We start from the raw sequence: 11,677 nt of genomic DNA, 5'->3' as shown, positions 1-11,677 counted from the left end.
GCTCGGGCGGAGGCGGCGGGGGCGCTGGCGGCTTCGACATCAACGACCTCTTCGGGCGGGGCCGGGGCGGCAGCCGGTCCACCGCGGCCGAGCGCGGCGATGATCTGACGACCCGCGTGCAGGTTTCGCTCGCGGAGGCCGTCACCGGCACCGAGCGCACGTTGACGCTCCAGCGGCCGGGCCGCTGCTCCAAGTGCCACGGCGAGGGCAACACCGGGAAGCTCGTGACGTGCCCCACCTGCAACGGCACGGGCCGGGCCCGGCGGGGCGGCGCCATGTTCGGCGGATCCGGCGTGTGCCCCACCTGCCGCGGCAGCGGGAAGGCCCCGGAGCCCTGCTCCCAGTGCGGTGGGAGCGGCATCAAGGAGGAGACGACCCGGCTGACGGTGAAGATTCCGGCGGGCGTCGTCACCGGCTCCAAGGTGCGGCTGGCCGGCCAGGGCGCGGCGGGCGTCCAGGGGGGCCCTCCGGGGGACCTCTACATCGAGACGGAGGTGGCCGAGCATCCGCTGGTGCGCCGCGAGGGCGACGACCTCTACCTGGACCTGCCGGTGACGGTCTCCGAGGCGCTGCTGGGCGGCGAGGTGCGCGTGCCTACGTTCCAGGGTGAGGTGACGCTGAAGGTGCCTCAAGGTTCACAGTCCGGCCGCAAGATGCGGCTCAAGGGGCGCGGCGTGCCGTCGCTCCGGGGCGGTACTCCGGGCGACATGTACCTGCTGCTCCAGGTGAAGGTCCCCGAGGAGGCCACGGACGAGGTCCGGGCCGCCGCGGAGACGCTGGCGCGGGCCTACCGGGGCGACGTGCGCCGGGAGCTGACGTTGTAGTTGTCGTTGCCACTTGTCCTGGAAGGCGCACCGTCCTACATCGCGCCTCCACTCTTCCGATTCCGGAGCGGGTACGTACTTATGGGTCTCTTCGATTTCCTCACGGGCGGCTCGGGCCCCGACAAAGCCCTCAAGCTCAAGTCCAAGGTGACCCAGAAGTACGGGGAGCCGTCCACGCGGCAGAAGGCCCTGCAGCAGCTGGGGGAGATGAAGTACCCCGAGGCCGTCACGGTGCTGCTCAGCCGGTTCACCATCACCGTGGACCCGCTCACCACCGACGCCGACGAGAAGGAGCACACCTTCGAGCTGATCAAGCACTTCGGCCAGGACGCCGTCGCGCCGGTGAGCGCCTTCCTCAAGTCGAGTGATCAGGCCACGTCCTGGGCGCTGCGCATCCTCCAGGAGCTGCTCGCCGAGGACGCGCTCATGGGCGTCATCGCGGACACGCTCCAGCACCTGTCCTCCCGCTACACGCGCGACCCGGAGAAGAAGGTCGTGCTGCTCCACCACGTGCTGGGCAAGCAGGATCCGCGCGTGGCCCCGGCCGTCCTCCCCTTCCTGGAGGACATGTCCGACGACGTGAAGATCGCCGCCATCAACGTCCTGGGGCCCCTGAAGTACGAGCCGGCGCGCGAGCCCCTGCTCAAGCTGCTCACCTCCGAGGACACCGCGCGCCGCGTGCAGACCGTGGCGCTGTCGGCCCTGGCGGAGAGCGGCTTCGGCGTGCAGGGCTACCAGGAGAAGGTGCAGGCCGCCCTCGTGGAGCCCTACAGCCTGGACAAGGACGGCCGCATCCAGCGCCGACCCTGAGTCATTCCAGTACCCCGGCCAGGGAAGCGGACAGCGGGGCTGGGGGGCTGTCGGGCACCTGACACGCTCGGCGTTGGTGGAGGGCACCGGGCTTCGGTGCGGTTCCCTCCCACGCGAGACATGAAGCAGGATTCACGCGTGCCATCGAAGAAGAAGGGTCCGCAGCTCGCAGAGGTCGTCCCGCTGCGCCCCGCCACCATCGCGAAGAAGGCTCCACCGAAGCGGGCGGCGAAACCGCCTCCTCCGGTGGACACTGATACCGCCGCCCAGGCCTTGCTGGAGATGGGCCGGCAGCTCACCGACAACGCGGGCCCCACCGAGGCCCTGCGCGCGCAGCTGCAGACGCTCCACACGCTGCTCAAGCCGAAGGTCTGCTACGTCGCGCGCCACTTCCCGTCGCGCAACCAGTTGCACGTGGAGCACGTGCGCGGACGCTACGACGAGCGCGTCACCGCCGCCGTCCCGGGCGAGGGCGTGGTGGGCCGGTGCTTCACCGACAAGGTGCTGTTGCGTGAGGACGACACCGTCGCCGTGCCCCTGGAGGGACCGCAAGGCGTGACGGGCGTGCTGGTGGTGCTGGGCGCGCGCCGGAAGGCGTCCGACGTGCTGATGCAGTCACTGGCGTCGCAGCTCACCGCCGCCTACGAGGTGGCCCGGCTGCGCGACGACAGCGCCCGGCGCAACAAGGACCTGCAGACGGCCATCGCGGGCTTGAAGAGCCTGGAGCAGAACCGCGAGGAGCTGCTCGGCAATGTGTCCCATGACTTGAAGAACCCGCTCACCACCATCAAGGCCTACCTGGCCATGCTGGGCCGGGAGAAGCTGGGCACGCTGACGGACGGGCAGCGCCGCGCGGTGCAGATCTGTGATCGCAACGCGGACCGGCTGCTCCAGCAGGTGAACGACCTGGTGCTGATGTCCCGGCTGTCGTCCGGGAAGATGCAGCTCAACCAGCGCCCCTTCGGCCTCAAGGCCGTGGCGGAAGAGGTGGTGCGCGGGCTGGGCGCCGTCGCGGAGCACAGCCGCGTGCGCGTGGTGATTCCCCCCTGCCCGGAGGTGTTCGTCCGGGGCGACCGCGAGCGCATCTCCGAGGCCATCCACAACCTCGTGGAGAACGGCATCCACCACAGCGAGACGGACGACGTCGTCGAGGTGAGCGTGTCGTCCAGCGAGGGCCTGGGCGTCCTCACCGTGAAGGACTCCGGCCAGGGCATGACGGCGGAAGCCCTGGAGCACGTGTTCGACTCGTTCTACCGGGCGCAGCCGGGCATGCCCCGTCCCCCGGGCACGGGCCTGGGCCTGCCACTGGTCGCCAAGATTGTCGCGCTGCACGGCGGCCGCGTGGACGCCAGCAGCATCCTGGGCGAGGGCAGCACGTTCCAGATGGTCCTGCCCCTGTTCGCGAGCGCCGTGAGCGCCCCGGACGTGAACCAGGCCGCGCCCAAGGCGGGCGGCATCCTCCTGGTGGAAGACGACGTGGACTGCCGCGAGGTGCTGGAGCAGGTGCTGGAGCAGGAGGGCTACCGGGTGATGGCCACCTCCGGCGCCGCCGAGGCGCGCTCCATCCTGTCCCACATCCGTCCGGCCATGGTGCTGCTGGACCTGCGGCTGTCGGGGGAGGACGGACGCTCCGTGCTCCACTACATCCGCACCACGGAGTCGCTGGCGGACGTGGTCGTCTACATCATCTCCGGCGCGAGCGACGTCGCGTCCCTCACCTCGGGTGAAGGGCCGGACCGCATCGACGGGTACTTCGAGAAGCCTCTGAAGCTGCCCAAGCTGCTGGACACCGTGGCCTCGGTGGTGCGCCCCAAGAGCCGCGGCCCCGCCGTGACCTGAATGACGCTCTGACGCCTTCCCCACAGAAGAGGTGGATGGAAGGCGCCCCGCCTTGGGTAGTATCCGCGCGGTCCATGAGCACTTCTGTCTATAGCCGCTATCGCGCCGCGTTCGCCCAGGCCCTCGCCGGGGCCCTGGGTGTCCCCGCCGCTGACATCGAGCCCCAGGTCAAGCCCGCGGATCCCGCGCACGGCGACCTGAGCTTCGCCACCTTCCCTCTCGCCAAGGCGCAGAAGAAGGCGCCCCCCGCCATCGCCGCGCAGCTCGCGCAGGCGCTCCAGGTCCCGGGCCTGGAGGTCAAGGCCGTGGGCCCCTACGTCAACGCGCGATTCCTCCCCCTCCCCTTCACCCAGGAGGTCATCGACGGCGTGCGACTGGCGGGGCTCGCCTACGGCAGCGACGCGGAGGACGGCAAGGGCAAGACGGTGGTCATCGACTACTCGTCGCCCAACATCGCCAAGCCCATTGGCTTCCACCACATCCGCACCACGTTCCTGGGCCACTGCATCGCGAACCTGTACCGCGCGCTGGGCTGGCGCGTGGAGGGCGTCAACTACCTGGGTGACTGGGGCAAGCAGTTCGGCCTCGTCGCCGTGGGCTTCCAGGAGTTCGGCAAGGAGGAACTCCGGGAGGACATGGCACATCTGGTCCAGGTCTACGTTCAGGCCAACAAGCGCGCCGGTGAAGACCCGGCCTTCGATGAGAAGGCCCGCGAGTTCTTCCGCCGCATGGAGGCGGGCGATCCGGAGGCGATGAAGCTCTGGAACCAGTTCCGGGAGACGAGCCTCAAGGGCTTCAAGCGCGTCTACGCGCGCATGGGTATCGACTTCGAACACATCGAGGGCGAGAGCCGCTACCAGGGCAAGATGGACGCGGTCATCGAGCAGATCGCGAAGAAGCCCGGCGTGAAGGAGTCCCAGGGCGCCATCATCGTGGACATGCCCTACGCGGACGGCGAGCCGCCCGTGCTCCTCAAGAAGAACGACGGCAGCACGCTCTACGCCACGCGCGATCTGGCCGCCGCAGAGGACCGCCACGCGCGCTTCAACTTCGACAAGTCGCTCTACGTCGTCGCGCAGGACCAGGCGCTGCACTTCCGGCAGGTGTTCCGCACCCTGACGGAGATGGGCCAGCCGTGGGCGGACAAGTGCGTGCACGTGCCGTTCGGCCGCATCCACGGCATGAGCACGCGCAAGGGCCAGGTGGTGGAGCTGGATCAGGTGCTGGACGAGGCGAAGGAGCGCGTGCTCCAGCGCGTGAAAGAGAACGTCGCGCAGGGCAACCTGGAGACGACCGACGCGGAGGCGCTGGCGGAGCAGATCGGCCTGGGCGCCATCGTCTTCGGCGACCTCAAGCACAACCGCGCCAGCGACTACACGTTCGACTGGGACGAGGTGACGAGCCTCGAGGGGCACACGGGGCCCTATCTCCAGTACGCGCATGCCCGGAGCGCGAACGTGCTGCGCAAGGGCGGCGGCGTGCCCTCGGCGTATGATCCGTCCCTGCTCACGCTCCCGGAAGAGCAGGCCCTGGTGCGTGAGCTGATGCGGCTGCCGGACACGGTGAAGGCGGCGGCGGAGCAGTACGAGCCCAGCCTGGTGGCGCGGCTGCTCCTGGACGTGGCGGCGGCGTACAGCCGCTACTACACGGCCGGCAACAAGGACCGCGACAAGCGCATCCTCGTGGAGGGGAATGACGCGGTGCGCGCGGCCCGGCTGGCGCTCACGGACGCGACGCGCATCACGCTGGCGGCGGGGCTCACCTTGCTGGGCATCCCGACGCCGGAAAACATGTAGCCTGGGGGGCTGCGATGGACACCGCGCTGGCGCAGACCGCGACGCAAGGAGAGGCTTTGAAGGAGGAATTCGGTCCCATGTCCCGGGTGCTCGGGGCTCGGTACTTCGACGGGGTGCACTTCCCGCCGGAGGCCGAGAACGAGCTGCGCGCGCTCAGCGCCCGGGGCTTCGTGGTGCACGTCATGCGCACCACGGCGTGGATCAACTTCCTCTACATCGCGTGGGCCATGGTCCGCCGGGCCATGCCGCCCATCCGCGCGGTGGTGAACCTGCGCCCCTGGTTCACCAAACCCTGGCGCCAGACGGCGCAGGGCGGCGCGGTGGAGGAGCGCTTCCGCTACGCCCGCGAGCAGGGCGGCAGCGGCCTGGTGTTCCTGCGCCGCACGGCGCTCCTGCATGCCTCCGGCAAGGAGACGCGCGAGGACCCCTTCCCCGAACTGGTGCGGCTGGCGCGCGGCTCCGAGCGCCCGGTGTTCCTGGTGCCGGAGCTGTTCGTCTGGGAGAAGCGCCCCGCGAAGCTCAAGCCGGGCTGGCGCGACGCGCTGTTCGGAAGCCCGGAGGCACCGGGCTTCGTGCACTCCATGGTGGCGTTCTTCCGCAACTACAAGCGCGCGCAGTTCCGCGTGGGAGAGCCCATCGACCTGCGCCGCTTCATCGAGGAGAACCCGGGCGTCAGCGACGAGGTGCTGGCGCGCAAGGTGCGCAGCACGCTGCACGTGTTCCTCGCGCGTGAGACGCGCGCGGTGTTCGGCCCGCCGCAGAAGCCCACGGACCGGCTCATCGAGGAGACGCTGCGCGACCGTCAGCTGCGCAAGGTGCTGGACGAGCACGCCGCCGCCACGGGCCGCAAGCCCTCGAGCGTGTACCGCGAGGCCCAGCGCAACCTGGAAGCCATTGCCGCCAAGCCCAACCCGTCCGTGCTGGCGCTCATCGCGCCGATGCTGGAGTGGGTGTTCAACCGCATCTACGACGGCATCGGCGTGGACGAGGCCGGGCTGCACCGGGCGCTCAAGGCCGCGGGCAAGGCGCCGGTGGTGCTCTGCCCCAGCCACAAGAGCCACGTGGACTACCTGGTGATGAGCTGGGTGCTCTGGAACCGGGGCTACACCGCGCCACTGGTGGCCGCGGGCGCGAACCTGTCCTTCTGGCCCCTGGGCGTGCTGTTCCGCCGCTGCGGCGCATTCTTCCTGCGTCGCTCGTTCAAGGGCGACAAGGTCTACGCCGCGTCCTTCAAGGCGTACATCAAGAAGCTGGTGCATGACGGCATCCACCAGGAGTTCTTCCCGGAGGGTGGCCGCTCGCGCACGGGCAAGCTGCTCACGCCCAAGCTGGGCATGCTCACGTGGCAGGTCGAGGCGGTGCTGGATGGCGCGCGCAACGACCTCTACTTCGTGCCCGTCTCCATCGACTACGAGAAGGTGGTGGAGTCCGACAGCTACTCGAAGGAGCTGGCCGGCGGGGAGAAGAAGCCGGAGGACCTGAAGGCCCTCTTGAGCGCGCCCAAGGTGCTGGCCGCGCGCTACGGGCGCATCCACCTCACCTTCGACGAGCCGCTGTCGCTGGTGGAGTTCATGCAGGCGCGTGGCCTGTCGCCGCAGGAGCCGGTGACGGACGAGCAGAAGAAGGGCCTGGTGCGCGCGCTGGGCAACCGCGTGATGTACGGCATCAGCAAGGTGTCCACCGTCACGCCTCACGCGCTGGTGAGCGCGTCGCTCCTGGCCCACCGCCGGCGCGGCCTCACCCAGCGCGAGCTCACGGATCGGATCAGCCTGCTGCGCCGCATCGCTTCCGAGGACGGCGCGCGGCTGTCCAAGGAACTGGCCAACGCGCCGAGCAACCCGGAGACGCTGGGCCCCATCCAGGACGCGATGCGTGAGTTCATCTCCGACGAGATGGTGCGCACGAAGGAGGCGCGCGGCGAGGTCAGCTACCAGGTGGAGGATTCACGCCGCCCGGAGATGTCCTTCTACAAGAACACGCTGATGAACCTGGTGGCCGCGCGCAGCCTGGTGGCCAACGCGCTGCTCGCGGGCACGCCCGCGCCGTACGACACCGTGAAGGCCCGCGCGCTGTTCCTGTCGCGCCTCTTCAAGGTGGAGTTCATCTACCGGGTGGGCGCGTCGTTCGACACCATCTTCGCCGAGTGCGTGGAGCGGCTTGTGCGCATGGGTCTGGTCATCCACGAGGGCGACACGCTCACGCGCGCGCCGGAGGCCCACGCCCAGCCGGACCTGGAGTTCCTGGCGGACCTGCTGCGCGACTTCCTGGAGGCCTACCTGCTGGCCGCCATGACGTTGCCGGACGTGGCCGCGGGCGTGGCCACCGACCGCAAGACGTTCGTCAAGCTGGCGCTGGAGACGGGGCGCGGCGAGTACAACGCCGGCCGCATCACCGCCGCCGAGTCCCTGGCGAAGACGACGCTGGAGAACGCGGTGGAGTACCTGTTGGATCAGCGCATCCTCGTGGAAGAGGACAAGAAGCTGCGGCTGGGTGACCCGGCCGCGGCGGCGGAGCTTCCCCGGAAGAACCCGCTCGCGGAGGAGATCCGCGGCTACCTCCACCGGGCCTGACGAAGCACTTCCTCCTCGAAGCGAACGCGGCACCCCACCCCTCTCCGCCTGACGGAGAGGGGGCAGGAGACGACACGGTGGACGAAGCCTTCCCTTCCAGCGACCCGCGGCCGGCGGAGGCCCCCGCGCCGCTGTCGCCGCCCCACCCCGTGCTCGCCGCGGCCCTGGCCTTCGGGCTCTTCGTGACGGTGGGCGCCGTCACCCAGTTGCTCAACCCCGCCTTCGGCGTATGGTTCACGGAGGTGTTCCTCTTCCTGGGCCTCGCGTGGATCATGCTGCGCCGCTCAGGGTACCGGCCCGCCGCGTACGTGGGCCTCACGCCGTTCCTGGGCGCCCCCACCCTGTTCGGCTTCCTGCTGGGCGTGGCCAACTTCGTCGGCGTGGTGGTGCCCGTACAGTTCCTCGCGCAGAAGGTGGCTCCCGCATGGCTGCGGGAGATGTTCGACGCCTCGCGCCTCTTCGAAGGCCAGACGCCGATTGAGCTGGCGCTGCTGCTGGGCGGCGTGTCCGTGGCCGCTCCGCTGTGCGAAGAGGTCTTCTTCCGCGGCCTCTTCCAGCGCTCCCTGACGCCGCCAGCCCCCGCATCCCCCTGGCGCGCGCTGATCATCTCGTCCGTGGTGTTCAGCGCGTTCCACCTGGATCCGGTGGGCTTCCTCGCCCGCGCGGAGCTGGGATTGCTGTTCGGCTGGCTCTTCTGGCGCACCGGCTCGCTGTGGCCGGGCATCGCGGCGCATGCGGCCAACAACATCGTGTCATCGGCGCTGTTCCTCATCGCCACGCACTCGGGGCTCGCGAAGGACGGAGCGACGGACGACGTGACGGACTGGCGCGCCGTGGTGGGTCTGGTGCTGGTGGGCTGGACGGCGCTGCTGGGCCTGCGCGCAGCGTCCCGGCACTTCCCTTCCGTGTGGGGACGCGGCACTCCCCCCAGCGATGAGGAGGTGCGCGCCACGAAGCCCGTGCCCCTCTTCGCCCTCCAGCTGCTGCCCTGGGTGATGGCGGCCACGCTGTCCCTGGTGGGGCTGGGCCTCGTGGATGGGCGTGGCGTGTCGCTGAGCGTCTACGACGTCCAGCACCCGGTGGATCCGCTGCCCAAGGACGCGGCTCCCGCGCTCCAGGCCGAGCGCAAGGCCATGCGGCAGCTCCGCGACGCCGTACGCAAGGGCGAGGTGCCCATGGAGGCCTACGAAGAAGAGCGGCTGCGCCAGTCGGAGGCCTATGGCCCCAGCAAGGACAAGCGCAGCCGCTGAGGCCCGGAGGGATGACTCCCCCCGGGCACGACGTCACTCCGACTTGTACGAGCTGACGTGGAACACCGGCCCCACCATGGCGGCGGTGACGGCGTCGCGCTGGATGCTGCCCTCGGCGGAGATGCGCTGACCGTCCTTCTTGATCTTCCGGTCACCGCCCGCGAGCTGGTACGTCCGGCCGTCGTCGGCCTTCAGGACCCACACGCCGCCCTCCAGGTCCTGGTACTGCACCGTGCCGGAGAGCTTCATGCGTCCTCCCGCTTGAGCATCGCGCGGGCGATGACGAGGCACACCACCGTGTTGAAGCCCAGCCACGGCTTCGCCAGGAAGGTGAACGGCATCCACGCCAGCGCCGGAGCGCCCACCCACGCCGCGTAGGCCAGGAAGCCCGCGAAGCCCAACGCCAGGCCGCCCACCGCCGGCCGGAAGCCCCGCCACGCGATGGCCGGCAGCGACAGCACCAGGGGAATGAGCGCGCTGTAGAACAGCGGGTTCACCGCGCCCCGGCCGAAGATGATGCGCTGCCAGTCCGGGATGGGCAGCGACGCCACGCTCACCACGTCCTGGGCCGCGCCCGCCGCACCCGCGAACCAGGTGCGCAGGAAGAAGAAGCCCACCGTGGAGAGCACCAACGGCACGAGGAACGCCGGGCGGAAGAGCACGTTGAGGTAGCCCGGGCGCTCGCGTCCACGCAGCGTGAGCAGCACCAGCGCGAGCAGCGCCGCGGCCCAGCCCAGCGACGGCCACCGGGGCGAAGCGCCGTTGAAGGCCTTCAGCGAGGCATTCGCGTTGAGGACGCCATGGCCGTACTCCTCCGACCAGGCCTGGTTCTCCGTCGCCTTGGCGCCGGCGTAGAGCGCCTGCTCCACCTCGTCCGGCGTGGTGGCGCCCGCGCCGTAGAGCATCGCGGCGACGGCAGCCACGTGCGGCGCGGCCATGCTGGTGCCCTGGTACCAGGCGTAGATGGAGCGCGACGGGTCGCGCGGGTCGATGGTGTTCTGCAGGATGCCGCCCGTATCGCCCCGGCTCTTGTCACCACCGGGCGCCGCGATGTCCAGCTCCTTGCCGTAGGACGAGTACGGCGCGCGCGTGCCGGCCGGGCCCACCGCGCTCACCGCCACCGCGCCCGGGTACGCCGCAGGGAACTCCACCTTGCCGCGCCCGGTGTTGCCCGCCGCGGCCACCACGGTGACGCCCTTCTTGCGCGCGTACTCCACCGCGCTGGCCATGACCTGCGAATACAGGCCACCACCCAGCGACATATTGATGACCTTCGCGTCGTGGTCCGCCGCGAAGCGGATGGCGTCCGCGATGTCCGCGGAGGTGCCACTGCCGAAGTGGTTCAGCACCTTGAGCGGCATCAGCGTCGCGTCGAACGCCACGCCCGCCACGCCCTCGCCGTTGTTGGTGGCCTGCGCGATGGTGCCCGCCACGTGCGTGCCGTGGCCATGGTCGTCGTTGGCGTGCTCGTCGTCGTTGACGAAGTCATAGCCCTTCACGAACGACACGCCCTTCAGGTCCGGCACCTGCTTGAAGTCGTCGTGGTCCTCGTAGGCGATGCCCGTGTCGATGACCGCCACCACCACGCCCTTGCCCCGGTTGCCGTCCCAGGCCTTCGGCATGTCGATCATCCGGAGGTTCCACTGGGACTCGAACTGGGGGTCGTTCGGCGTGTAGCTGGTGCGCACCTGCATGAGCGGCTCGGCGGACTCCACCGCCGGGTTCTGGCGGATGCGCGGGAGCACGTCCTCCACGCCGTCCACGCCCACCGCCAGCGTGACACCCGTGCGAGGACCCTCCAGGGAGTTGAACTCCAGGTCCACGCCCCACTCCTGCTCCCAGGCGTCGAACTGCTCCTTGGTGGTGCCGTCCTTGAAGTCCACCACGATGGCGCCGGACACCACGTCGTCCGAGCCTTCCGCCACCGCCTGGGACACCTCCGCCTGCGCTGCCGCCAGGTCCTGCCCGGCGGGGGCCTCCGGCTCCCGCGATGCGGAAGCGCACGCCGAGGCCGACAGGGCCAGCGCCGCGAGAACCACGTTCCATCGCCTCATCCGCATCGGGACACTCCTTGAACGAAGACGCCTCGAAGACCCACTACGAACGCACGGCGGGACGATTGGGTCTGCGCTTTCAGTCTGTCCGCCCCCCGGCCGGCCGTGCAAGGCGCAGGGGATGAAGAAAGGTGAAGAAGTCCAACGGTTTGCACGCCAACGCCCTACCCACCCGACAGGCGCTGGAGCCACGCCGCCGCCGCCCGCCCCACCTGGGGAAGGTTGCGATGGAAGGTCGCCCCGGCATCGTCGATGACCTCTAAATCGCCCCCGGCCTCCGCGACAGCCGCGGCCAGCGCCGCCCGGGGCACCCGGGTGTCCTCCGCCCCCACAATCACCAGCAGCGGACACGACAGTCGCACGAGTGACAGCGGGTCCACATCCGGCGCCACCAGACACAGTCCGCCCACGGCCGGGTGCCGCTCCTGGAGCGCCAACGCCACCCGGGCCCCCCCGTACAGGGACGCCACCGCGAGCGCCGTCGTCCCCGCGTTCTCCAACGTCACCCGCATCGCGGCCTCCGCGTCCTCCACC

At 70.1% G+C, this 11,677-nt stretch carries 8 protein-coding genes and 1 pseudogene; 6 read left to right on the top strand and 3 right to left on the bottom strand.

All coding sequences use genetic code 11. From position 1 onward, the window contains the following. The 6 genes from D7Y11_RS38265 to D7Y11_RS38240 all read left to right on the top strand — a co-directional run. A partial coding sequence (locus D7Y11_RS38265) for a DnaJ C-terminal domain-containing protein (RefSeq protein ID WP_126936141.1) occupies positions 1-824 on the top strand: 824 nt, incomplete at its 5' end. 81 nt (positions 825-905) lie between these two features. Next, positions 906-1,634 (top strand): HEAT repeat domain-containing protein, encoded by a 729-nt coding sequence (locus D7Y11_RS38260; protein WP_120580766.1) that lies wholly within the window; start codon positions 906-908, stop codon positions 1,632-1,634. A 138-nt stretch (positions 1,635-1,772) separates the two neighbouring features. Beyond that, positions 1,773-3,473 carry a hybrid sensor histidine kinase/response regulator gene (locus D7Y11_RS38255; protein WP_120599119.1) on the top strand — a complete coding sequence of 567 codons (1,701 nt, stop codon included), beginning with the start codon at positions 1,773-1,775 and terminating at the stop codon, positions 3,471-3,473. 74 nt (positions 3,474-3,547) lie between these two features. After that, positions 3,548-5,269: an arginine--tRNA ligase gene (gene argS, locus D7Y11_RS38250; protein ID WP_120580767.1), complete on the top strand. Its 1,722-nt coding sequence runs from the start codon at positions 3,548-3,550 to the stop codon at positions 5,267-5,269. Between the two features lie 14 nt (positions 5,270-5,283). Next, positions 5,284-7,839: a 1-acyl-sn-glycerol-3-phosphate acyltransferase gene (locus D7Y11_RS38245; protein ID WP_120580768.1), complete on the top strand. Its 2,556-nt coding sequence runs from the start codon at positions 5,284-5,286 to the stop codon at positions 7,837-7,839. Positions 7,840-7,916: 77 nt separating this feature from the next. Then, positions 7,917-9,089 carry a type II CAAX endopeptidase family protein gene (locus tag D7Y11_RS38240; RefSeq protein WP_233607533.1) on the top strand — a complete coding sequence of 391 codons (1,173 nt, stop codon included), beginning with the start codon at positions 7,917-7,919 and terminating at the stop codon, positions 9,087-9,089. A gap of 33 nt (positions 9,090-9,122) precedes the next feature. Here D7Y11_RS38240 and D7Y11_RS38235 read toward each other — a convergent pair whose 3' ends face one another. The 3 genes and pseudogenes from D7Y11_RS38235 to D7Y11_RS38225 all read right to left on the bottom strand — a co-directional run. Further along, positions 9,123-9,338, bottom strand: coding sequence for a DUF5818 domain-containing protein (locus D7Y11_RS38235; protein WP_120580769.1), 216 nt, complete (start codon positions 9,336-9,338; stop codon positions 9,123-9,125). Beyond that, on the bottom strand, positions 9,335-11,149 hold the full coding sequence (locus D7Y11_RS38230; RefSeq protein WP_126936140.1) for a S8 family serine peptidase: 1,815 nt from the start codon (positions 11,147-11,149) through the stop codon (positions 9,335-9,337). Before D7Y11_RS38230 ends, D7Y11_RS38235 begins: the two co-directional genes overlap by 4 nt. A 158-nt stretch (positions 11,150-11,307) precedes the next feature. After that, a pseudogene (locus D7Y11_RS38225) lies at positions 11,308-11,677 on the bottom strand (alpha/beta hydrolase); the annotation flags it as partial.

Origin of the sequence: Corallococcus sp. AB018 (genome assembly GCF_003986945.1) — a bacterium.
GTDB lineage: Bacteria > Myxococcota > Myxococcia > Myxococcales > Myxococcaceae > Corallococcus > Corallococcus exiguus.
This window is presented reverse-complemented; position numbering and strand designations above follow the sequence as displayed.